This window comes from Faecalibacillus intestinalis, assembly GCF_003024685.1.
GTDB lineage: Bacteria > Bacillota_I > Bacilli_A > Erysipelotrichales > Coprobacillaceae > Faecalibacillus > Faecalibacillus intestinalis.
The window spans coordinates 66,943-91,348 of record NZ_PYLQ01000009.1 but is presented as its reverse complement, the minus strand read 5'-3'; the positions used below and the strand labels follow the sequence as shown (position 1 = coordinate 91,348).

At 30.0% G+C, this 24,406-nt stretch carries 27 protein-coding genes and 2 other annotated features (1 of these 29 cut by a window edge); all 27 genes read right to left on the bottom strand.

Features of this window, described 5'->3' with window-relative positions:
- Positions 1-526: 526 nt before the first annotated feature.
- Positions 527-1,648: a molecular chaperone DnaJ gene (gene dnaJ, locus C7U54_RS08015; protein ID WP_022002211.1), complete on the bottom strand. Its 1,122-nt coding sequence runs from the start codon at positions 1,646-1,648 to the stop codon at positions 527-529.
- 61 nt (positions 1,649-1,709) lie between these two features.
- On the bottom strand, positions 1,710-3,527 hold the full coding sequence (gene dnaK / locus C7U54_RS08010; protein WP_107029933.1) for a molecular chaperone DnaK: 1,818 nt from the start codon (positions 3,525-3,527) through the stop codon (positions 1,710-1,712).
- An 18-nt stretch (positions 3,528-3,545) separates the two neighbouring features.
- Positions 3,546-4,103 (bottom strand): nucleotide exchange factor GrpE, encoded by a 558-nt coding sequence (gene grpE, locus C7U54_RS08005; protein ID WP_032091580.1) that lies wholly within the window; start codon positions 4,101-4,103, stop codon positions 3,546-3,548.
- Positions 4,104-4,105: 2 nt separating this feature from the next.
- Positions 4,106-5,134, bottom strand: a complete 1,029-nt coding sequence (gene hrcA, locus C7U54_RS08000; protein WP_107029932.1) for a heat-inducible transcriptional repressor HrcA — start codon at positions 5,132-5,134, stop codon at positions 4,106-4,108.
- 111 nt (positions 5,135-5,245) lie between these two features.
- Positions 5,246-6,337, bottom strand: a complete 1,092-nt coding sequence (gene hemW, locus C7U54_RS07995) for a radical SAM family heme chaperone HemW (protein WP_107029931.1) — start codon at positions 6,335-6,337, stop codon at positions 5,246-5,248.
- Positions 6,327-7,538, bottom strand: coding sequence for an L-serine ammonia-lyase, iron-sulfur-dependent, subunit alpha (locus C7U54_RS07990; protein WP_022002216.1), 1,212 nt, complete (start codon positions 7,536-7,538; stop codon positions 6,327-6,329). The genes hemW and C7U54_RS07990 overlap by 11 nt, the downstream gene beginning before the upstream one ends.
- Positions 7,539-7,546: 8 nt before the next feature.
- Complete coding sequence (gene holA / locus C7U54_RS07985; protein ID WP_107029930.1) at positions 7,547-8,497, bottom strand: DNA polymerase III subunit delta; 951 nt, start codon at positions 8,495-8,497, stop codon at positions 7,547-7,549.
- Between the two features lie 23 nt (positions 8,498-8,520).
- Positions 8,521-10,527, bottom strand: coding sequence for a ComEC/Rec2 family competence protein (locus C7U54_RS07980; protein ID WP_107029929.1), 2,007 nt, complete (start codon positions 10,525-10,527; stop codon positions 8,521-8,523).
- Positions 10,518-10,976: a ComEA family DNA-binding protein gene (locus tag C7U54_RS07975; RefSeq protein WP_107029928.1), complete on the bottom strand. Its 459-nt coding sequence runs from the start codon at positions 10,974-10,976 to the stop codon at positions 10,518-10,520. The genes C7U54_RS07980 and C7U54_RS07975 overlap by 10 nt, the downstream gene beginning before the upstream one ends.
- Entirely contained in the window at positions 10,969-11,958 is a 990-nt protein-coding gene (ruvB, locus tag C7U54_RS07970; RefSeq protein ID WP_107029927.1) for a Holliday junction branch migration DNA helicase RuvB, read from the bottom strand. Before ruvB ends, C7U54_RS07975 begins: the two co-directional genes overlap by 8 nt.
- Positions 11,959-11,968: 10 nt before the next feature.
- On the bottom strand, positions 11,969-12,526 hold the full coding sequence (gene ruvA, locus C7U54_RS07965) for a Holliday junction branch migration protein RuvA (RefSeq protein WP_022002221.1): 558 nt from the start codon (positions 12,524-12,526) through the stop codon (positions 11,969-11,971).
- A gap of 129 nt (positions 12,527-12,655) precedes the next feature.
- Positions 12,656-13,936 carry a GTPase ObgE gene (obgE, locus tag C7U54_RS07960; protein WP_032091588.1) on the bottom strand — a complete coding sequence of 427 codons (1,281 nt, stop codon included), beginning with the start codon at positions 13,934-13,936 and terminating at the stop codon, positions 12,656-12,658.
- 45 nt (positions 13,937-13,981) lie between these two features.
- The gene (gene rpmA, locus C7U54_RS07955) at positions 13,982-14,266 is read right to left on the bottom strand and encodes a 50S ribosomal protein L27 (RefSeq protein ID WP_022002223.1); all 285 of its coding nucleotides are present in this window, start codon (positions 14,264-14,266) and stop codon (positions 13,982-13,984) included.
- Positions 14,267-14,270: 4 nt separating this feature from the next.
- Complete coding sequence (locus tag C7U54_RS07950; protein ID WP_107029926.1) at positions 14,271-14,594, bottom strand: ribosomal-processing cysteine protease Prp; 324 nt, start codon at positions 14,592-14,594, stop codon at positions 14,271-14,273.
- Entirely contained in the window at positions 14,594-14,905 is a 312-nt protein-coding gene (gene rplU / locus C7U54_RS07945) for a 50S ribosomal protein L21 (protein WP_022002225.1), read from the bottom strand. The genes C7U54_RS07950 and rplU overlap by 1 nt, the downstream gene beginning before the upstream one ends.
- Positions 14,906-14,921: 16 nt before the next feature.
- Positions 14,922-14,992, bottom strand: a sequence feature (ribosomal protein L21 leader region).
- A 41-nt stretch (positions 14,993-15,033) separates the two neighbouring features.
- The gene (locus C7U54_RS07940; RefSeq protein WP_022002226.1) at positions 15,034-15,738 is read right to left on the bottom strand and encodes a site-2 protease family protein; all 705 of its coding nucleotides are present in this window, start codon (positions 15,736-15,738) and stop codon (positions 15,034-15,036) included.
- A gap of 1 nt (position 15,739) precedes the next feature.
- Positions 15,740-16,276: a M23 family metallopeptidase gene (locus C7U54_RS07935; protein WP_158546493.1), complete on the bottom strand. Its 537-nt coding sequence runs from the start codon at positions 16,274-16,276 to the stop codon at positions 15,740-15,742.
- A 26-nt stretch (positions 16,277-16,302) separates the two neighbouring features.
- Complete coding sequence (gene minD / locus C7U54_RS07930; protein WP_022002228.1) at positions 16,303-17,082, bottom strand: septum site-determining protein MinD; 780 nt, start codon at positions 17,080-17,082, stop codon at positions 16,303-16,305.
- Positions 17,075-17,650, bottom strand: a complete 576-nt coding sequence (locus C7U54_RS07925) for a hypothetical protein (RefSeq protein ID WP_022002229.1) — start codon at positions 17,648-17,650, stop codon at positions 17,075-17,077. The genes minD and C7U54_RS07925 overlap by 8 nt, the downstream gene beginning before the upstream one ends.
- The gene (locus tag C7U54_RS07920) at positions 17,634-18,158 is read right to left on the bottom strand and encodes a hypothetical protein (protein WP_022002230.1); all 525 of its coding nucleotides are present in this window, start codon (positions 18,156-18,158) and stop codon (positions 17,634-17,636) included. The genes C7U54_RS07925 and C7U54_RS07920 overlap by 17 nt, the downstream gene beginning before the upstream one ends.
- The gene (mreC, locus tag C7U54_RS07915) at positions 18,148-19,005 is read right to left on the bottom strand and encodes a rod shape-determining protein MreC (protein ID WP_107029924.1); all 858 of its coding nucleotides are present in this window, start codon (positions 19,003-19,005) and stop codon (positions 18,148-18,150) included. Before mreC ends, C7U54_RS07920 begins: the two co-directional genes overlap by 11 nt.
- A 47-nt stretch (positions 19,006-19,052) precedes the next feature.
- Positions 19,053-19,736 carry a RadC family protein gene (radC, locus tag C7U54_RS07910; protein WP_107029923.1) on the bottom strand — a complete coding sequence of 228 codons (684 nt, stop codon included), beginning with the start codon at positions 19,734-19,736 and terminating at the stop codon, positions 19,053-19,055.
- Positions 19,737-20,243 (bottom strand): biotin transporter BioY, encoded by a 507-nt coding sequence (locus C7U54_RS07905; RefSeq protein WP_107029922.1) that lies wholly within the window; start codon positions 20,241-20,243, stop codon positions 19,737-19,739. It lies immediately after the preceding gene.
- Positions 20,244-20,288: 45 nt separating this feature from the next.
- Positions 20,289-20,672: an SPOR domain-containing protein gene (locus C7U54_RS07900; protein WP_107029921.1), complete on the bottom strand. Its 384-nt coding sequence runs from the start codon at positions 20,670-20,672 to the stop codon at positions 20,289-20,291.
- 67 nt (positions 20,673-20,739) lie between these two features.
- A complete protein-coding gene (locus tag C7U54_RS14780; RefSeq protein ID WP_167389340.1) occupies positions 20,740-20,898 on the bottom strand; it encodes a hypothetical protein in 159 nt (52 codons plus the stop codon).
- A gap of 125 nt (positions 20,899-21,023) precedes the next feature.
- On the bottom strand, positions 21,024-23,645 hold the full coding sequence (locus tag C7U54_RS07895) for a valine--tRNA ligase (protein ID WP_107029920.1): 2,622 nt from the start codon (positions 23,643-23,645) through the stop codon (positions 21,024-21,026).
- Positions 23,623-24,297: a DMP19 family protein gene (locus C7U54_RS07890; RefSeq protein ID WP_022002237.1), complete on the bottom strand. Its 675-nt coding sequence runs from the start codon at positions 24,295-24,297 to the stop codon at positions 23,623-23,625. Before C7U54_RS07890 ends, C7U54_RS07895 begins: the two co-directional genes overlap by 23 nt.
- A gap of 32 nt (positions 24,298-24,329) precedes the next feature.
- Positions 24,330-24,406: a binding site (T-box leader), on the bottom strand (it continues 131 nt past the right edge of the window).

The following is a 24,406-nucleotide window of genomic DNA, read 5'->3' as shown; positions in this document are numbered from 1 at the left end:
AATAGAATATTAGTAAATTATTATAATAGAATAGTAATTCTGCTATATTTGTGAATGCCTATTTAAGCGAGTCATAAAACTATAAATAATACCCCTTAACATCAACATTAATCATTCACCAGTATTTTACGTATTATTTAAGTACTAATTTAACCCCTTTCCTAATTTTCTTTTTAAACTGCGAACATCCGTTTAAGCGCTTACATTTCTCGCTAAAAAAAGTGGTTAGGTTTAAATAAAATGACCGTATTTTTTTATAAAAACCTAACATCACATTCACTTCTATAAGAATCATATCACGATATAAATATATATTCAATAATATTTAACATATTATCCCGCTTTTTGTGATTTTTTTAACAATTAATAAAAAACATAACAAACTACTACAATTACAAAAAATTTTTTATCCATTAATAAACGCTTAAAAACTGTATTCATCCCAAAAATCCAGTTATCAATACAACTATAAAAGCCAAAAAAGTGAGATGAAACTGAACTCACCCCACTATATTTACTCGCTATTCTATCTTTTAAATCCTTTCTTAAATGATTCAAAGATAGATTCTTTTTTACTTAATTTTTGTAATTGTTCATACAATGATTTTTCTTTACTAGAAAGTTTTGTAGGAATTTTAACTTCAACCTTAACCATTTGATCTCCGTATCCGTTTCCTCTTAAATCTTTGACCCCTTTACCTTTTAATCTTAAAGTTGTTCCAGATTGTGTTCCTGCAGGAATTTTAACTTTCACGTCACCTTGTACTGTTGGTACATCTACCTCACATCCTAAAGTTGCATCAACTGAACTAATAGGAATTGTAACATAAATATTACGTCCTTCACGAATAAAGTGTGTATTGTTTCTTACACGGATTTCTACAAATAAGTCACCATTAGATCCACCATTAGATCCTCTTCCACCTTTACCAGCAACACGTAATTGTTGGCCATCATTAATACCAGCTGGAATATCTAATTGAACAGTAACTGTTTTAGTAATATATCCTTTACCATGACAGTCAGGACATTTAACTTTAATTTCTTTACCAGTACCATTACAATGTGGACATGTTGTTTGTGTTACAAATGTACCAAATGGAGATTGTTGTTGTTTAGAAACAGTTCCTGTACCATTACAATGCGAACATGTTTGTACATCGTTTGGTGTTTTTGCACCACTACCATGACAATGTGGACATTCTGCATCATAAGTTACTTTAATATCTTTTTTAACACCATTGATTGCATCCATGAAATCAATTTCTAGACGCATTAAGTGATCATCACCACGACGTGGTCCATTTTGTCTTTGACGACGACTTCCCCCGCCACCAAAGAATGATCCAAAAATATCTCCTAAATCGACATCTTCAAAACCAAATCCACCAAAGCCACCGGCTCCAGCACCACCTGCACCTTGTTCAAAGGCTGCATGTCCATAACGATCATAAGCCGCTCTTTTATTATCATCAGATAAAACTTCATAAGCTTCTTGAACTTCTTTAAATTTTTCTTCTGCATCAGGTTCTTTACAGATATCGGGATGATATTGTTTTGCTTTTTTACGGTATGCACGTTTTATTTCATCAGCGTTTGCTGTTTTTGAAATCCCTAAGACTTCATAAAAATCTCTTTTACTTGCCATAAAATCATCCTTTCTATAATACTTTTAAAAAACCAAGGAAGAACCTTGGTTTTTTAAGTGATTAGTTCTTTTCTTCGAAATCAGCATCAACAACATTATCATCATTGTTATTTGATGTTGTTTGTCCAGCACCACCATTAGGGTTTGATTGTTGTTGTTGATAAGCATATGATGCCATTTGTTGAGCCATTTGTTCTAATTCTGACATTTTAGCTTCAAGAGTAGCCATATCATTGTTATCTAAAGCAGTTTTTAATTCAGTTTTTAATTGTTCTGCTTGTTGTTTTTGATTAGCATCAATCTTATCACCTTGTTCAGCTAAAGCTTTATCAATTTCATTGATCATTTGTTCAGCTTTATTTCTTGTTTCGATATCTTTACGTTTCTTTTCATCTTCAGCTTTATTAGCTTCAGCTTCTTTTACCATACGATCGATTTCTTCATCAGATAATCCTGTAGAGTTTTGAATAACGATTGATTGTTCTTTTTGAGTTTTTAAATCTTTAGCTTTAACATTTACGATACCGTTAACGTCAATTGAGAAAGTAACTTCGATTTGAGGTACTCCTCTTGGAGCTGGTTCGATACCATCTAATTTGAATAAACCTAATTGTTTATTATCTCTAGCCATTGATCTTTCACCTTGTAATACGTTGATATCAACAGCTGGTTGATTATCAGCAGCAGTAGAGAATACTTGTGATTTAGTAGTTGGAATTGTTGTATTTCTTTCAATCAATACTGTCATAACTCCACCCATTGTTTCGATACCTAATGAAAGTGGTGTAACATCTAATAATAAGACATCTTTAACGTCACCAGCGATAACTCCACCTTGGATAGCAGCACCCATAGATACAACTTCATCTGGGTTTACTGATTTGTTAGGTTCTTTTCCAAGTAAACGTTTAACAGATTCTTGAACAGCAGGGATACGAGTAGATCCACCAACTAATAATACTTGATCAATTTCACTTGGTTGCATTCCAGCATCACTTAATGCTTGTCTAACTGGTCCTTCAGTAGCTACAACTAAGTCTCTTGTAATTTCATCAAATTTAGCTCTTGTTAATGATAATTCTAAGTGTAATGGTCCAGCAGCACCAGCTGAGATGAATGGTAATGAAATTTGAGTTTGCATTACACCAGATAAGTCTTTTTTAGCTTTTTCTGCAGCTTCTTTAATACGTTGCATTGCCATTTTATCGTTAGATAAATCAATACCATTTTCTTTCTTGAATTCATCTACGATGTAGTCCATGATTTTCTTATCGAAATCATCCCCACCTAATTTATTGTTACCAGCAGTAGCTAATACTTCAAATGTACCATCAGCTAAGTCTAAGATAGATACGTCGAAAGTACCACCACCTAAGTCATAAACTAATACTTTTTGTTCTTGGTCTAATTTATCAAGACCGAATGCTAATGCTGCAGCAGTTGGTTCGTTGATGATACGTTCAACATCTAAACCAGCGATTTTACCAGCATCTTTTGTTGCTTGTCTTTGAGCATCATTAAAATATGCAGGTACAGTGATAACTGCTTTTGTTACTGTTTCACCTAAATAAGCTTCAGCAGTTGCTTTTAAGTTTTGTAAGATCATTGCTGAAATTTCTTGTGGTGTATAAGATTTACCATTTACGTTTTCTTTATGATCAGTACCCATATAACGTTTAACTGACATTACTGTATCAGGGTTTGTTACTGCTTGTCTTTTTGCAGCTTCCCCAACAATAATTTCACCATTTTTGAAAGATACAACTGAAGGTGTTGTACGATTTCCTTCTGGGTTTGCAATTACTTTTACTTCATTGTTTTCTAACACACTTACACATGAGTTTGTAGTTCCTAAGTCAATACCAATAATTTTTGCCATAATATAAATCCTCCTATTTTATTCACTTACTTTTACTAAAGATGCACGAATAACGCGATCTTTTAACATATAACCTTTTTGTAACTCTTCAACAACCATACCAGGTTTAAAGTTTTCATCACTTACAGTCATTACTGCTTGATGGAAGTTAGGATCAAATTCTTTACCTTCAGCTTCAATCACTTTAACTCCTTGGTTTTCTAATAATGTCATGATTTGTTTATAAATCATTTCATATCCTTTTAAGAAGTTTGCCACTTCTTCACTTGGATTTTCAATTGCTAATGATCTTTCAAAGTTATCAACGATTGGTAACATTTGTTCAATAAAACCTTGCATCATGAACTTTAAGTTATTTGCATGTTCATTTTGCATACGTCTTTTAATGTTTTCCATATCCGCAAACACTTTATAATAATCATTTTTCCATTTATCAACTTCACCTTGAAGAATTTTAATTTGATCTTCTTGATCAACTTTTTCCTCTTCAACAACTTCAGCCTCAGCTTCTTTGTTTTCTTCAACTTCTTCAGTTACTTCTTTTTCAACTTTAGTTTCCTCAGCCAATTTGTTCACCTCTATTTCTCATCTTGTTTATCTTCTAAACAAGCCTTTTCAATATTTTCAGATATATACTCTACTAATGCCACTACTTTTTCATAAGGCATTCTTGTTGGACCAATTACCGAAATAGAACCTTTTGATGTTTCCCCTGTTTTAAATGAAGCAGAGATTACTGAAACATCATTCATTTTTCCTAGAGGTGTTTCATTTCCAATATTGATTTGAATACCATCCTCACTCGATAACGGTAGAGTTTTCCACACTTTTGAATTTTCAAAAGCACTTACAAGTCTTCTTAATTTATCCACATCATTAAATTCTGGTTGATAGAGAATATTTTCTTTTCCAGAAAAATAAACACTATTTGAAGCAAATTTAACGAATGCTTCCAAAAACGCATTAAATAATTCTTCATGTTGCTTCACTTGCGTTGTAAGAATTGGTCGAACATCTCGTTCTAAACGAAATGCCACTTCACTGATAGGTGTTCCTATCAATAATTCATTCATCACATTAACACAACTTAATAAATCTTCCATTTCTACATCACTTGAAAATTGGAAAACTTTATTTTCAACATGACCTTGACTTGTAATGATAATTGCTGTTACACGTCCATCATCCAAAGGAACAACAGAGATGCGTTGCAACATATCATCTAAAGCATTTCCTAATGCAACACTTGTAAGATGAGTTAATTCACTCAACATGTTACAACTTTCATGCACCATCTCATTTAAATTTCGACGATGCTTATTAATAATTGTAGCAACTTGATTTTTTGTTCCTTCATCCAAATCAACTTTTCCTAAGTTATGAACATAGAAACGATATCCTTCTTTAGAAGGTACTCTTCCTGAAGAAATATGTGTTTTTTCTAGATAACCATAATTTTCTAGAAAGTTCATTTCATTACGAATCGTTGCACTTGAATACGGTAGTTGATATTTTACCATCAATGCCTTGGATCCAACCGGTTCAGCATTTTCGATAAATTCTTCAACTATACATTTGAATATCAGCATTTGTCTTGCTGTTAACATCAAGTTCACCACCTTTAGCACTCCTATTTCTCTTGTGCTAAATACATTATACATTTTATTTTAGCACTGTCAACAACTTGGTGCTAAAAAAATAAAAAAATAGCATTCCTGCTATTTCATAAAATCAATTAATATATCATTTAAAACATATTGCCCTTCTTGCGTTGCTTTTAAATAATCATTTTCAATCATCAATCTACCCTTTTCTATATTTCTAGTAACCGCTTCTTTATATAGAACACAAGCATCTTCTTGATATCTTTCTTTAAATTTTTTTAAATCTAAACCTTCTTTTAAACGAAGTGACATCATTATTTGATTAAACATCGTTTCTTCTTTTGTTTCATCAATTGTTGTTGTTTTAAAATCACCATTTAAATATTTAGTAAGTGATCGACTATGTTCTATAATTTGTCCATCAATTTTACTACATGCACCTAATCCTATTCCATAATAATTATCATAATACCAATAAGTTAAATTATGCTTTGATTGATAACCTTGTTTAGCATAATTAGAAATTTCATATTTTTCAAAACCTATTTTTTCTAATTCTTGATCAATGAATAATGTTAATTGATATTCGCTTTCTTCATCTAAAGGTTGATAATTTTTATATTTTAAAATCGTTCCTTCTTCTAAAATCAAAGAATAATAAGAAACATGTTGTAAATTTAAAGTTTGTAAAACTTCTATATCCTTTTGAATATCTTCTTTTGTTTGTTTTGGTAAACCATACATCAAATCAATTGAGATATTATCAAAACCTATTTCTTTAGCGTATTTAATAATATTTTTTACTTGTGTTGTATTATGATGACGATCTATTTCTTTTAATAAATGATCTTGAAATGTTTGTACACCAATACTTAAACGATTAATGCCACTTTTTTTTAAAATCTTTAACTTATAATAATCCATTGACTCTGGATTAACTTCCATACAATATTCTTCCACTTCTAAACTATAGGTTTTTAACATTGACATTAATTTTTCTAATTGTTCATCATTTAAAGCACTAGGGGTTCCCCCTCCAATATAAATCGTTTTTAAATGATGTTGCTCTATTTGTGATAATTCTTCATTTAATCTTTGTAAATAGAGATCACTTTGTTTTTGATCATAATAGACCTTGCAAAAATCACAATAACTACAAATAGATTCACAAAAAGGAATGTGTACATATAAACTTCTAGTCTCCATCTTTTAAACCAAATTCCTTTGCTAGTCCACCTAAAGAAGTTTCTTTATAAGCACTATTTAAATCTTTCCCTGTTTCTTTCATAACATTGACAATTGAATCAAAAGAAACTTTATTTTTTCTTAAATATCCTAATTGCTTCGCATAACTTGCTGCATCGATTGCACGTAAAGCTCCAAAACCATTTCTTTCAATACAAGGAATTTGAACATAGCCACCAACCGGATCACATGTTAGTCCTAAATTATGTTCAAGACCCATCTCGGCAGCATATTCGATTAAAGAATTGTTAAGTTCTAAAATCCAACCATACGCTGCCGCTGCCATCGCGCAGGCACTTCCTACCTCTGCTTGACATCCGCCATCAGCACCAGAAATTGTTGCATTATGTTTAATAACATTTCCAAATAATCCAGCAACGGCCAAAGCTTTGATCAATTCTTTACGAGGAATCTCTAATTGTTTATAACAATAAAATAACACTGCTGGTAAAATTCCACTTGCTCCACATGTTGGTGCAGTAACAATTTTATTACCACAAGCATTTTCCTCAGAAACTGCATAAGCATAGCTTGAAACAAGCAATCTTTCTCGATCACTTTCTCTTCGCGTATTGATAGCTTGTTGATACATACTTTTAGCAACTCTTTTTAGTTGTAACCTTCCAGGAATCACTCCTTCATGATGTAAGCCATTTTGTACACAGGTAAACATACTATCTAACACTTCAAATAAGTAGGCCTTAAAATGTTCATCTTCATAATTTAAAACATAATCATAGAAGGAAATACCATTGTCTTCAATATATTGAATAATTTCTTTAAGATTTTTATGAGGATAGATTTGTTTTGTTTGTTGCAACTTACTTCCTTCATATTCAACAGTTCCTCCACCTATAGAATAAGCAGTAATTGTATCAAGAATTTCTTCATCTTGGTACACATAAAATTTCATTCCATTTGGATGATAAGGTAAACGATCACTTTTAAAACGAACAATCGTTTGCTTGCCCAATGTTTGTTTAATAATATAATCTGTTAAATGACCTTTCCCAGTTAAGGCAAGCGACCCATATAATTCAACTTCAAAACGTGAAGCATTTGGATATTGTTCTTTTATTTTAGAAGCTGCTCTTTGCGGACCCATTGTATGTGAAGAGGATGGTCCAAATCCTATCTTAAATAATTCTCTTAATGATTCCATAATTTCTCCTATATTCTTAACATAAATAATTCTAAGCCTAATTTTTTATCTATTTGTCCCGTCTTAATTTTAACATCCAATAAAGATAATTCATTTAAACATCTAAGTAGTTCATCTATTTGAAAAAATCGACCTTCTTTTCTTACATATTTTAAACGAAAAGGATTAACTGCCAACATTTTAGCAATTTCTTGATCAGTATACCCTTTTCTATCTAATAATTTTACTTGATAAATCAACCGCATAGAATTAGCTACCAAAACAATCAATTTAACTGGTTCTTCATTAATTGTCATTAAATCTTTATAAATAGACATCATCTTTTGTTTATCTTTACTTAAAATAGCTGTTGTTAAATCAAAAACATTTTCATCCAAGGGACGACTGACAAGTTCTTCAACACAATGAATATCAATATGCTGTGTATATAAACAAAGCTTTTCTACTTCACTGGCAATATCCATTAAATTTGTTCCTTTTCTACTTAAAAGTAACTCTAAAGCATCATCATCAATAGTACAATTTCTTTTTTTAACAGCCTGTCTTGCTGTATCAGAAACTTTATAATAATTTAAAGGATTGATTTCATAAAACTGTGCTTCTTTTCTTAACATCTTGACAACTTTTTTTCTTTCATCAAAATTCTTTTCATCATTAAAAATAACAAGATGCACTGTTTTATCTAAATAAGGTAAACATTGCATAAAATAATCTATATCATGATTATCTTTTTTTATTTTTTTGGTTGTTAGAAAATCCGCTTTTTTAATAACAACCATTTTTTCATCACTTAAAAAAGGAGGTGTCATTACATCTTCTAAAACAACTTTCATTCCCTCTTTAGAAACATCATAAACTGTATAATTCATCTGTTCTTGATTACAATGATGATCTTTTTTTAACTTATCTAAACGTTGATCCATCAGTAATCTTTCTGTTCCATATAATACATATAACATATCATCACCATAGATATTATAAACTAAAAACCACTTGAAGTCATGACATAATTCTTACCTCCATAATAAACAATCTTAACCATTCCCTGAAGATCACTGCGATAAATTTTCACCCCATATGCTTCCAAACGATTTAATGTTAAATAAGATGGATGTCTATAACGATTATTCTTTCCTACAGAAATAAGTGCTACTTTAGGATCAATCATTTTAAACAAATCATCACTTGAAGAACTGCTACTTCCATGATGTGCCACTTTTAAAACGTCAACATCTAAATGATGATATGTCTGATATAAATCACTTTCCACCTCTTTAGAAATATCACCTGTAAATAAATAATTTAAATGGTTGATAGTCACGTAAATAATAGAAGAGCGATCATTTGAATTTGTATAATATTTATCTAAAGCTAAATTTTTAAAAACTAAATCACCTATGGTTTTTTTCTTAAAATCATAGATAACCTTTTTAACTTTAAAATGTTCTTTCAAAGACGTTAACGCTCCACAATGATCATAGTCTTCATGCGAAATAAAAACGGCATCCAAATAAAAAACACCCTGACTTTGTAAATAAGGAATCAACCGAGAAGTCGCAAGATCACTCTTTTGTAATCCCCCAGTATCAATCAATACATTTCCTCTGGCATAAGGCTGTTGAATAAAAAAACAATCCCCTTGACCCACATCAATCATCACAACTTGTCCTTTCATGTTGTAATAAGGATAAAAATAAAAAGCAAGTAACACACTTAATAATAGACATACTTCTTGGGTTACTTTTCTATTGACATTCAATTTATAAATTCCTTTTAAATAAAGATAATAATAAACACCTATAAAAAATAAAGTCGGTTGACTAAAAGGCAATGTAAAAGAAAAATCATAAATAAAAGCAATCATTTTTAATAACAATTCATATTCTAAAGATAAAAAAGGTAAAACATATTTTCCAAGTAATAAATAATAAAGCATACTTTTATAAATTATTTCTATATAAGGCATTAGAAGAATACCTATTAAAAAAGAAAACACCGGTAAAACATGTTGAATAGAAATAATAATGGGAATTGAACCTAAAAATAAATAATATTTCCCTGCTTTTTGATTTTGTAAAAGTAAAATAAAAAAATAAATCAAATAAGAAAAAATAAAAGATAAATTATAAACCAAATAAGGATTATACATTAACATACCAACTGTTAAAAAAGAAAAAATATCCAACTGATTTAACCATTTACCAAAAATCATTGGTAAAAAAAGCATTAGATACGCTCTTAAATAAGAAATATTATAAGGAATACTAAACATGTAAACCCCAATCAATATAAGAGATATACATTTTTGTCCTTTTTTTGAAAAAAAGAATTTTAAAAAATTCATCAACCATTTCTGTAAAATTGTAAGATGCATACCCGAAAGAGCAAATAAATGAACAATCGAGAGTTGCGTTAACTTTTGATAATATTCTTTCATTTGTTCATCTTTTGTTCCTAAAATAAATAAAGACAACAGACTTTTTACTTTGGAAGATGTCTTGATTCTTTTTTCTAAATAATGATATAGATGATCTTGATGTTGATTACTTTTTATTTTTTCAAGTTGTAAAGTATCAAAAATATTTAAACTATATAAATAATATTGATAATTAAACGCATAATCATTTTGTATTTGATGGAAGTTATAAGGTTTTCCTATCAAAGAAATGTTATCAAACAACGAAATATTTTTAAATTCTCCATAAACCTTTACTTTATGATACCCCCTCTTGACAACAATACTTTGATCATCCTTACTTACGACCTTTCCTGAAATTTCATTTTGATTTAAAGGTTGTGGTAAATAAAAAAAGAGAAATAAGAGAAATGATAATAGTAAACTTACACTCAATAGTATTTTAAAATGTTTTAAATACAGAAAAATAAAATAAAAAATAAGAAATACATATAAAATAGGATGTAACATTTTAGCTAAAACAACCACCAATAAAGGAAGTGCTAGATAAAAACCTTTTCCTTTTATAAACATAAATACTCTCTTAATCGAAGATATGTCTTTTCACCAATTCCTTGAATATTCATTAAATCTTCAATTGTTTGAAATGGTGTTTTTTGTCGATACTCATCAATCTTTATGGCTGTTTTTTCTCCTATTCCTTTTAATTTCATTAAATCATCAAGTGAAGCATGATTTAATGAAATCAGATTTTGACCATGAGGTAAATAAAGTTTACTTTCATTTGTAAGTTGATAATTTTCATTAAATTGATAATGGTTATCTGTTTGCAGTTTTGTTAAAACATCATTAATTGTTGGTTTTGTTTTAAAGGAGAGTTTTTTTTCAAACTCTCCTTCTACATAAATGACAATATTTTGTTTGGTTTGAATATTTTCAACAATAGCTGTTGGCTTTACATAACTATAAATGAGAGAAATAAAAAATAGGACAATAAGTCCTATCTTTTCAAAACTATTCATAATCTTGTTCAATATTTAAATGACGATAAGCCTCAGCTGTTGCTATACGTCCTCTTGGCGTTCTTTTAATCAAACCAATTTGTAATAAATAAGGTTCATTGACATCTTCTAAAGTTTGTGGTTCTTCCCCAATAGATGCAGCAATTGCTTCAAGTCCTACAGGTCCTCCTTTAAAACGATGAATGATTCCTAATAAATACTTATGATCAACATCATCTAATCCTAAATTGTCTACTTTTAATCTTTCTAATGCTTCAATTGTTCTATCTCTTGTAATTGTTGCATCGCCATAAAACTGCGAAAAGTCTCTGACTCTTCTAAATAATCTATTTGCAATACGTGGTGTCCCACGACTTCTTCTTGCAAGTTCCCCTTTAGCATCATCATCCATAACAATATTATACACACGACTTGTACGATCAATAATTTGAGTCAGTTCTTCTTCACTATAATATTCTAATTTTGAAACAATACCAAAACGGTCTCTTAATGGTGCTGATAAATCACCTGCTCTCGTTGTTGCCCCAACAAGGGTAAAAGGTGGTAAATCAATTCTTACCGATCTTGTAGATGCTTCTTTTCCGATGACAACATCAATACAAAAATCTTCCATCGCTGGATATAAAATTTCTTCTACCACTTTATTTAAACGATGAATTTCATCAATAAATAAAACATCACCTGGTTCAAGAGCTGTTAAAATAGCTACTAGATCCCCTGTTTTTTCAATACTTGGACCTGTTGTAATTTTAATATGCGTCCCCATTTCATGAGCAATGATCATTGACATAGTTGTTTTTCCTAAACCTGGTGGTCCATAAAGTAAAACGTGATCTAACGACTCATCACGAAGCTTTGCAGCACCTACAAACACTTTTAAATTTTCTTTAAGATTTGTTTGTCCAATATATTCATCAAAATCACTTGGACGAAGCGAACTTTCATCATCTTCTACAATTTCAGGATCTAAAACCTCGTTCATGTTTTCCCTCCTATTTAACAATTAAACTTAATGCTTTTTTGACATAACCATTTGTATCTAAATTTTCATCTGTCAATTTCTTAACAACTTTATCTACTTCACTTTGTTTATAACCTAATGCAATTAATACTTCCATAGCTTCTTCCAATTCTTGATTAACGACCGTTTGTTTTGTAGCAGTTACTTTTCCTTGTAAATCAAGAATAATTTGTCCTGCTGCTTTAGGTCCAATACCTGGTATTTTCTTTAAATAAGTCATATTGCCACTTTCAATAGCTTCACAAATTCCTTCAACATCTCCACTTGCTAGCATTGTACAAGCACTTTTACAACCAATTCCTTTAACTGAAATCAATTTTAAAAATAAATCTTTTTCTTCTTTTAAATTAAATCCATACAATAAAATACCATCTTCTTTTACTTGTTGATAAAGATAAACAACCACTTCTTTTCCTTTAGAAAAAGCATAAGGATTGCTCACATAAATTAAATAACCAATCCCATTATTTTCTAAAACAATATGATCACTTTGAATATCAACAATCAAACCTTTAATATAGCTATACATACATTTCTCCTATTACTATTATATTATAAAAAACGAATCATTTCGTCTCAAATTTGTGTCAAATTTGTCTCAATTATATCATAGTATCTATTAACTGAAAATAAAAAATCAGGCATAAAGCCTGATTCGTTAATCATAGAATTCGAATTCAAAATCAAGAATAGAAACAACATCTCCATCTTGACATCCTGCGTTTCTAAGAGCTTCATCAATTCCCATATTACGCATTTTAATAGATAAACGTTTAATTGCATCATCACTTACTAGAGAAGTCATGGATACAAGACGTTCAATCTTCTTACCAGTAATTGTCCATTGACCATTACCTAAATTGTGAACAACAAATGGTGCCTCTTCTTCTTCATAATTATAAACAACTGTATTTTCTTCTACTTCTTCCATATCAAACTTAGGTGCAGTTTCTAAAGCATCTGCAACAGCATATAATACTTGATCAACACCTTCATGAATAATCGCTGAAATAGGGAATACTTTAACATCTTCTCCTACTTTTTCTTTGAAAGCTTTTAAATTTTCTTCAGCATTTTCTTCATCCATTTTATTAGCTACGACAATTTGTGGTCTTTCTAATAAACGATATTGATATTGTCCAAGTTCTTCATTAATTGTACAATAATCTTCATAAGGATCACGTCCTTCAATACCACCCATATCAATAATATGAACAATAACACGACATCTTTCAATATGTCTTAAAAATTGATGACCAAGTCCTTTACCTTGACTTGCCCCTTCAATTAATCCTGGAAGGTCAGCCATAACAAAGTTACGACCATCTTTTGCTTGAACGACTCCTAAATTAGGAACAATAGTCGTAAAATGGTAATCAGCAATTTCTGGTCTTGCACGTGAAACAACAGATAAGAATGTTGATTTACCTACTGAAGGGAACCCTACAAGTCCAACATCTGCTAATAATTTAAGCTCACAGCAAACATCAAATTTTTCTCCCGGTTCTCCTCTTTCACAAATTTGTGGTGCAGGATTTCGAGAAGTTGCAAAACGCGCATTTCCTCTTCCACCACGACCACCTTTAGCAAGAACGACACGTTGTCTGTCTTCTGTTAAATCAGCCATAATTTTTCCAGTTTCTTCATTCGTAATAACTGTCCCCACTGGTACCTTGATTACTAAATCACTTGCATCTGCACCATGCATTTTTTTAGCCATCCCATTACCACCAGGACGTGCCTTATAAACACGTTTATATTTTAAATCTAATAACGTTGATAAAGATGTTGTTGCTTCAAAAATAATGCTCCCACCTTTTCCACCGTCTCCACCGGCAGGTCCACCTTTTGGAACATGTGCTTCACGTCTAAAAGCCACTGTTCCATCTCCACCTTTACCAGCTTCAATATATATTTTAGCTTTATCGATAAATTGCATACTTCCACCTCTCTTTCAAAAAAAAATCCCTTTTCAGGGATTTCATTATGCAGCTGGGTAAACTGATACTTTTTTTCTATCTTTTCCCATTCTTTCGAATTTAACAATTCCATCACACATAGCGAATAAAGTGTCATCTCCACCTTTTCCTACGTTAGTACCTGGATGAATTTTAGTACCTCTTTGTCTATAAATAATAGAACCAGCAGTAGCGAATTGTCCGTCTGATAATTTAGCTCCTAATCTTTTTGATTTTGAGTCACGACCGTTTTTAGTTGATCCAACCCCTTTTTTAGAAGCGAATAATTGTAAATCTAATTTAAACATCATGATGTTATTCCTCCTCATAGGTTATCTTGATATATTGATGATAGTCTTCTGTAAATGATTCCAAACTAATCACAAGAGTCTCTAGTATCACTTGCATTACTTCATCATTTTCATACACATCTATCATTATATTACCATTTTTTAAAATAATTGCACACTTTTTTTCTTCTAGAAATCCCTTTTTAGCAAGAGTATTGCAAATACCTGTAGCCACAGCACTTACGCCAGCACACACAAGATCTTTGCCATATTCACCAAACTGGGCATGTCCTTTTATTTTAATTTGCGTAATATATTTATTATTTCTTTTTATTTGAACTTTAATCATTATTTAACGTTGATTGCATCAACAATTAATTTTGTATAAGGTTGTCTATGACCTTGTTTTTTGTGGTAATGTTTTTTAGCGTTATATTTATAAATAGTTACTTTTCTTTCTTTACCTTGTTTTTCTACAGTAGCTTCTACAGTAGCACCTTCAACGTAAGGAGCACCAATAGTTACAGTTTCATCTCCAACTAATAATACTTTATCAAAAGTAACTTTTTCTCCTGCTTCAACTTCTAATTTTTCTACGAAAATTGCATCACCAGCTTCAACTTTTAATTGTTTTCCACCTGTTTCGATAATTGCGTACATACCGCACCTCCTATAAATTTTTTCTAAGACTCGCCAACCAAGGCAGCAAACGCATTTAATACCTCTTATGTGCGGTTGTAGTCTAGAGGTCTACAACAAGTGCATTATACTGAATATTCCAATTAAAGTCAATGCGATTTCTTAGATTTTATCAAATAAATTTTTATTGTGTCAAAATCATAAAATCGTTGATGAAAATGATAGATATTTTGATAAGGTCGAAAATATTCAAGATGTTTATTTATTTTCACTCTTTTTTTACTAAGATGATCACTCATTAATGTTTCCATATAAATCAAACGATAATTTTTAAGATATAAAATAACTTGATAAAATAAATATCCTAAAATAATTTTTCTCCCTATTTGTTTCGTAATAATCCATAAAATACAAATAAACAATAGTGAAACTTTTATTTGTATTTGCATGGCTTTTTGATAATCTATGAAATAAGATAAAAATAATAATAAAAGTTTTGAACCATCCAAAGGATAAACTGGAAGTAAGTTGAATATTAAAATATAAATATTGATTTTAGCTAACAATGGTTCTTTTATAAAAAGAAAAAAAATAAAACAAATAAGATTAATAAATGGACCACAAAGAAGCATCCCTATTTCTTCATAGACATAATGCTTTCCTAAATCTTTTAACAATAAAAAAGCCCCAAAAGGAAGTATCATGATTTTTTCAATTTCAAAAGAGAAATAAAGAGCAACGAGATAATGTCCTATTTCATGTAAAATAGAAAAAAGTAAAAAAGCTACATAATAAGAAGATCTTGATATAAAAGCTAAAAACAAATAAAGATAAGTAAGGGGATGTATTTTCATTTTACATCCCCAAATATTCTTGATAAGTGATTTGTTTTCCTAAATATTCAAATATCATTTTAAACTTTTGTTGATACAAAGCAATTGTATCCCCTTGTTTTATTTTCTGAAATGTTTTTACTTGAATATCTTTTAACTTAGAAAAAGTAATTTCCGTACCGTTTTCATCTAAAATAGTCACTTGTTGTTTTTTTACATCAATCACTTTACCGTTATTCATTGCAAGAACCTGATTTCCTGTTCCTTTATAATAATCATCCTTGATCAAGGTATATTGTAATTCTTGACTTACTTTAACATCTTCTGGTAAAAAATCTAAAACACTTTGTGAAACAAAGGTAATCAATTGTTGTAAATATTTTTGATTAAATATTTTTTGTTCAAGTTCTGGATTTTTCAAAACAATCAACGAACCTAAAACAACAATCATCATGACCATCAAACGCACCATACCATTATAAAGCTTTTTGAAATTATGATCATTAAGTGGTCTTTTCCTTTTTTCAATGCGTTTTCTTACATCATCCAAATCTGACATATAATCACCTATTACATCATATGAAATCATCCCAAAAAGATACGACTTAATAAACCTCTCCTTTTACATTTAGCAAAAGCTCTTTTATGTCCTAACAAACGATGTGCGATATTATCAAAACAATCATGTAAAAGATGACCCTTCAACAAATAAACAGGGCGTCCTTTATTATTAGCTTCAATCATTTCATGATCTTCATAAACAATTCCTAAAAGTGGTAAGGACAAAATATCTAAAGCATCATCGATCGTTAATGATTTGCCATCTTCAATATCATCTAAATTCACTTTATTAATAATCAACTTTAAATCCTGTATTCCCTTTTTAAGCAATAGGCCAATCACTCGGTCATTATCTCTTAATGTTGCAAGATCAAGATTAACAACAATAATTGCTTCATCAGCAATTGATGAGGCATAAGTAAACCCTTGTTCAATTCCTGCTGGTGAATCTACAATAATAAAATCAAAATCATTTTTTAAATAATCAATCAGTGCCGCCATGATCGATGCATCTAAATTTTGAAAAGACAACGTTTTACACGCTGGTAATAAATAAAGCGTTTGTTCTCTTTTATCTTTGACCAAAACCTGATGAATTTCACATTTACCAGAAATCACATCATTTAAATCATAAACAACTCTATTTTCCAATCCCATCATAACATCTAAATTCTTTAAACCAAAATCTCCATCAATCAAACATACTTTTAAGTTTTGATGCGCCAAAGCAATTGCTAAATTAACACTGATACTACTTTTACCCACACCACCTTTTCCAGATGTCACAGTAATGATTCTAGACATGTATGTAATCCCCCTTTTCTACAACGATATCATTATCTTTATAATAAACAAGTGACATTTCGAAAGTTGTAAAATGGTGTATAGATTTTCCAAAAAAGCGAATTGTCGCATTCTTAAATCTTTGACTGGAAATACAAGCTTCTTCACTTTGGCCTTCTATAATCCCAAAAACACCTTGCATGACATATAATTTAGCATACACTTGAACAATGGCCCCTGGATTGATTTTACCTGTAATTAAAGTATCTTCATAAATTTCTATTTTTTCTCCTGCATGTATAGAAGCACCGATCATTCTTAATTCTTTTTTCTCCTCCGTTTTTTCTTCTATAAAACCACCAAACAAGAGACTTTTACATTCTACAAGAACACCAAAAAATTGTAATATCTCATCATTTTCCAAAATTCGACCCTTCAAATCAAAAAAGGCCTTTGGGTAATAATCCTTCTTTTTAAAGAAAGATTGCACCAAAAGACCTTTTAATTCATTTAATAAAACTTCAAAATCGACTTCATTATCCATTATAAAAATCAAACGTCCATTAAGATTCTTAACTAAAATATACATCAATATCACCTTCAAATTTTAATTTATCGTGGATAAAATACACCCCATTAAAAATAACAATATTGAATAGTAATGTTGGTAGTAGTCTCTTAATTAGAAATGTTGTTATCACTAATTGAGTTGTATTTGTTATCCACATTAAAGAATATAACACACTTTCCTGTACAAAAATTGTCAAAACAACGATGACAATTGCCTCAAAATAAGTCATAACAGCTTTTTTCATATAACGCTTTTCAAAAAAAGAATACATAAAGAACAATAAGACATATACAAAAATAGAATTTCCATAAATTACACTAAAATAAATTCCACAAATTCCTGCAAAAATATAACGATGATCTTCATCAATTGTATTCGTCAATAAATCAAACATCATCACACCAACATAAGGAACAATTGTCAAATTTAATTTCAAAATTGAAGATGGTAAATAAAAACGTAAAATACTGTCGATAACAAAGGAAATAAACATGATAATTAAATATCTAACAAGCTTATTCTTCATTACCATTGACCTTCTTTACTACACTTACATAAGATAAATCTTTAAACTGCGCAGCCATTTTAACAGTTAAAGTCATTGTTGTTCCATCACTTTGAGTTACCAGTTTTTTTGCTTTACCAATATAAATTCCTTTAGGACATTTTCCATCTCCACCTAAACCAGAAGTATAAACTTTCGCATTTTTTTCTAATTTATCAATTCCTGAAAGTAAAGTAATATTTAAAACTTTCTTATTAACATCATAATTTTTTAATAATCCATAAATCGTTTGATCACCATTAATAATCATTACTGGAATTTGATTTGATGGATTTTCACTTGTAAGTAACGAAACAGTAGAACTAATTTCCGTTACATGACTAACAACACCGATCATTCCTTTAGAATCACAAACTGCCATTCCTTCTTGCACATTATTTAAACTTCCAGCATCAATTGTAATTTCATCATTCCAATTTGTTTGATCACGTATTTGTACACTAGCTGCCTTCGTTTTATAATCATTTGGAAGATAATCCATTTCTGTTAATTTCTTTAATTTTTTTATTTCTGATTGTAAAACTTCATTTTCAGATTCAACATTGACATAAGAATCTAACTTTTCTTTTAAAATCCTATTTTCATCATAAACATCCTTTAAATCATTATATTCATTAAAGATATCATTTACAAAAGAAATAGGTTTTTTAATAATATAGTATTCAATCATAGAAATAGAATTACTTAATGTCTTTTCTAAACGGGATTGTTTTCTCCCTACAAAAAAACCAATAACTGATACTAAAATAACAACGACAAAAACACCAATAATAATTCTTTTATTTCTTTTTTTTCTACGATTGTTCATATAATCACCTCTAGTATCATTCATTATATAGAGTTCACTAAAAAAAATCAATCTTCTTTATTTTGATAGATTTTTTTTGAAGCAAAACTATAAAAACAATGATTACCAACAATTAGATGATCTATGAACTCTATTTCTAAACAATCTGCCATTTCTTTAATCTTTTGCGTTATTAATTCATCTTCTACAGATGGTGCAGGATTTCCACTTGGATGATTATGTATCAAAATAATTCGATTAGCACCACATCTAAGTGTATGTTGAAACACCTCTTTTGTTTCTAACATAGAAGCGTCTCCACTTCCTATAAATAATAATTTCTCTTGAATGATTTCTAAACGGCTATTTAAACAAAGTAAAATGACTTTTTCCTGTTTTTCAAACATCAATTTATGTTTAATATATTCATAACCATCTTGAGGTTCTTTAATAACAAATCTTTTTGTATTTTCTTTTTGCATTCTTTTCGCAAGTTCTATACTTGCCATTAATTCAATTGCTTTTGCTTGTTTAATACCTTTGATCTTCGTTAATTGATAATAGTCTACATCTTTTAAAGCTTGAAACCCTCCTATTTCTTCTAATAATAAAGAAGCCAAATTTAAAACAGACATTTCTTTATTTCCTGTTCTTAAAATCACTGCAATTAATTCTTGATTCGATAAAGTTTCAATTCCATTACAAATTGCTTTTTCTCTTGGTCTTTCAAAGCGAGGACAATTCAACATCATTTAAAGCTTTACTTTTATTTTTTTACTTAAACAATAGGCTAATACTATTTTTATAAGATCTCCAGGTATAAAAGGAACAACACACATCATTAAAGAAGCACTTAAATTCATCTTCGTCACAAACATAAACCACAGTGTTCCAATAAAATAGCAGATCACACTTCCAATAATACATGCTAAACCAATAGGAACTCTTGTTTTTAATTTTGAAATAACATAGACCATTATTGGAAACGAAAAGATATATCCCCCACTATAACCTAAAAGTGATCCCATACCACCTTGAAATCCAGCAAAAACAGGTAAACCAACCGCACCCATCAACAAATAAACAACACATGCACTAACTGCTACTTTACAAGGAGCAATCAATGCAATTAAACAAACCATAAAGGTTTGTAATGTAATTGGTACATATCCCGGTAAATCAATTTTAATTTGCGAAAATATAGCCATCATACATGCCATAAGTGCGCAATAACACATTTCTTTTACTTTGAAGTTCAAAGCTTCCACCCCCTGAAAGCATATTATCAAAGAGTGACTTCCTTGTCAATTTGTTTTTAAAAATTGATAAATTGCATTATATTCTTTTTTTTCAATCTTCTTTTGATAACGATCATCTATAAAATATTCTTTAACCACACATGTATTTCCTTTTTCAGCAATCTCTTTTGCTTGTTGATGTGCCTCTTTTTGTTTTATAAAAATATCAGTAATAACAACATACTCTTGATCTTGATACATAAAACCCTTATACCCTAATTCTTCTATTTGTTTCATTGTATTTTCAGCATTTGCTTTTTCTTTATAGCGTCCTACTTGTACAACATAGATATTGATTTCTTGCTTAAGCGCTTGACTTACATAATACATAGTTAGTGTATTACATAAAAGCATCAAAAAAGTAAAAATAAGCATTCCTTTCTTTTTCATAGACTCACCTCTTTCTAGTCTATGAAAATTAATAAAGAATATGAAGGTACCAAAGTACCTTCATCTATTATCTCCATTCAATAGAAACAAGTCTTGGAATTGAAATACGACCACTAGAAGAATATAACATTTTATAAACGGCTGCTCCCACAACAACACAGACGATCCATGTTCCTACTCCTCCACCAATAATTTCCATTTGATTTGTTAATTGTAATTCTTGCATTTTCATTTCCTCCTTTTTTTATTTAAGGAACAGACACCCACTAACTTCCTCACTATTTATATAGACATTTTTTGAGTATTTTTCTTTTAAAAATTAAAAAAAATCAAGTTTTTTCAAACTTGATTTTACATAGCTGCTAATTTTTCTTTAACAGCATTATATTTAGATGTATAATCTTCTAATTTTTGACGCTCACTATCAACTTTTGCTTGAGGTGCTTTTGATACAAATTTTTCATTACTTAACATATTTGTACAACGTTTAATTTCCCCTTCAAGTTTTTGAAGTTCAGCTTGTAATTTTTGTTTTTCCGCTTCTTTATCAACATACGCACCAAGTTCAACGATCAATGTATTACCACCTTGAATCATAGCTGTCGCAATATCTTTAGAAGCTTTTTGATTATAGCCAACACAAGTTGCATTACATAATTTCTTTAAGTAAGGAACACATTGGTCTAATAAAGCTTGTAAGTTTTCATCTTTTGTTTCAATTGAGTATTCCACTTCGATTGCATTTTTAATTGTATAGTTTGCACGAATTTCACGAACACCTTTAACAATATCCATTAAATAAGTAAATTGTTTGTTGATGTTTTCATCATTGAAATCAGGATTTACTGTTGGATATTTAGAAATACAAATTGATTCTTCTAAATGTGGAATTGCTTGATAAATTTCTTCAGTTACAAATGGCATGAATGGATGTAACATTCTAACGATTGCATTTAATACATAAACAAGAGTATGGGCACTTGCTTGTTTTTCAACTTCATTATCACTATTTAAATGAACTTTTGTAAGTTCGATATACCATGAACAGAAATCATCCCAAATGAATTTATATAATTCGCTACCAACATTAACAAATTCAAATTTATCCATGTTCGCATCTACTTCTTCAATTACGTTATTTAAACGATTTAAGATCCATTTATCACATAAATTTAAATGATCAAATTTTAAATCTTTATATTCTAAATCTTCATCAATATTCATTAAAACAAATCTAGCTGAGTTCCAAATTTTATTAATAAAATTCCATGATGCTTCTAGTTTTTCAGGAATATATCTTAAATCCATACCTGGTGCTGAATTTGTAGTTAAGAAGAATCTTAATGTATCGGCACCATATTGATCGATAACATCCATTGGGTCAACCCCATTACCTAATGATTTAGACATTTTTCTTCCTTGTTCATCACGAATTAAACCATGAATCAAAACATGTTCAAATGGTCTTTGACCTGTAAATTCTAATGATTGGAAAATCATACGACTTACCCAGAAGAAAATAATATCATATCCTGTAACTAAAGTATTTGTTGGGAAGTATCTTTTAAATAAAGGATCTTCTGTATTAGGCCAACCTAATGTTGAAAATGGCCATAATGCACTAGAGAACCAAGTATCTAAGACATCTTCATCTTGTGTCCAGTTTTCGATATCTTCTGGTGCAGTTTTTCCAACATAAACTTCACCTGTTTCTTTATGATACCATGCTGGTACTTGATGTCCCCACCATAATTGACGTGAAATACACCAATCTTCGATATTTTCCATCCATTGTGTAAATGTTTTTTCAAATCTTTCTGGTACAAAGTTTACTTTAGAATCTTTCTTTTGATTAGCTAAAGCAGCTTCAGCCAATGGTTTCATCTTAACGAACCATTGTTTTGATAAATAAGGTTCAACAATAGCTCCTGATCTTTCTGAGTGACCTACTTGATGCAAATGTTTTTCAATATGATCAACAATACCCGCTGCTTCAAAATCAGCAACTAATTGTTTACGACATTCAAAACGATCCATACCTTGATATTTATGACAAAGTTCATTCATTGTTCCATCATCATTCATACAAATAGGCATGTCTAAGTTGTATTTTTTAGCTAAGGCAAAGTCATTTGGATCATGCGCAGGTGTACATTTCATAACAGCTGTCCCAAAATCCATATCGATATAACTATCAGCCATAATTGGTAATTTTTCACCATTAGCTGGGTTGATTGCATATTTACCAACTAAATCTTTATATCTTTCATCATCAGGGTGAACAAAGATAGCTTGATCGGCAAACATTGTTTCAGGACGTGTTGTCGCAATGACTAATTCTTGATCACTATCTACAATTTTATATTTGAAATAATACATTGCCCCTTCAATTTCTTTATGAATAACTTCGATATTACTTAAAGCTGTTCTTTGTACAGGATCCCAGTTAATAATTCTTTTACCTTGATAAATATATCCTTTTTCATATAAACGAACGAAAACTTCTTTAACCGCTTGAGATAATCCTTCATCTAAAGTAAATCTTTCTTTCGAATAATCTAAAGATAAACCTAATTTTTCCCATTGAGCACGAATAATAGAAGCATATTCTTCTTTCCAAGACCAAGCTTTTTCTAAGAAACCTTCTCTTCCTAAATCATAACGAGAAATTCCTTCTTCTCTCATTCTTGCTTCTACTTTAGCTTGTGTAGCAATTCCGGCATGGTCCATACCAGGAAGCCATAAAGCATCATAACCTTGCATTCTTTTATAACGAATAATCATATCTTGTAAAGTTGTATCCCAAGCATGTCCTAAATGAAGTTTACCTGTAACGTTTGGTGGTGGAATAACGATGGCATAAGGCTTTTTAGAAACATCTCCTGCTTTAAAATATTCTTTTTCTAACCAATGTTGATATTTACCTTTTTCAACACTTTTATGATCATATTTACTCGCTAATTCTTTTTTCATTTTCATCATCCTTTTCAATAAAGCTTTCTTTATGTTCTTTAATATATTCTCCTAATTTATCACCAATTCCTGAAGAACGTAATAAAGAAACAAATTCATTTGTAAAATCAGAGAAATTGTATGTAGCGTATTCACTTGTTTCATCAATTTCATCTTCTTGATCATTTTCAATTAAAATAGCTAATTTTTCAGCTTCTTCTAATAAATGAGCAATATCATAACATTTCATTGTTTCAAATGCTTCTTTATAATAAGGTCGATAATTACAATAAGGTTCTGTTATAAAAAACGAATGAATTGAACCTCTTCCCCCTTCTAAAGAACATTCTAATTGGTACATTGTATAAATCAATAATTCCTCATGTGTTAAATAAGGAATAATATTTCCATCATAGTTATCATCTTCATATAGACGATCTTCTTTCGCATTAATATGAAAAATAACAGCTCTTGTTAGATCAATTGGTTCAATCTTATCAAAAACATCACTTGTAAGATGAGAAAACATATCTTTTTCTTGAGCTAATTTTTCTTCATATTGCTTTCTTTTTTCTTTTACTTGTTTAAATTTTTTACCATAAAAACTAAACAAGAACACACACATGATAGCAAAAATAATCCATACATACCAATACTCTGTAAAATAATTCATCTTTTTCCTCCTTAAAATAAAAAAGCCATCCCTCTAAGGACGACTTATATCGCGATACCACCTTAGTTCTAAGTATAAAACTTAGCACCTTAAAACTTTAACGCAGTTC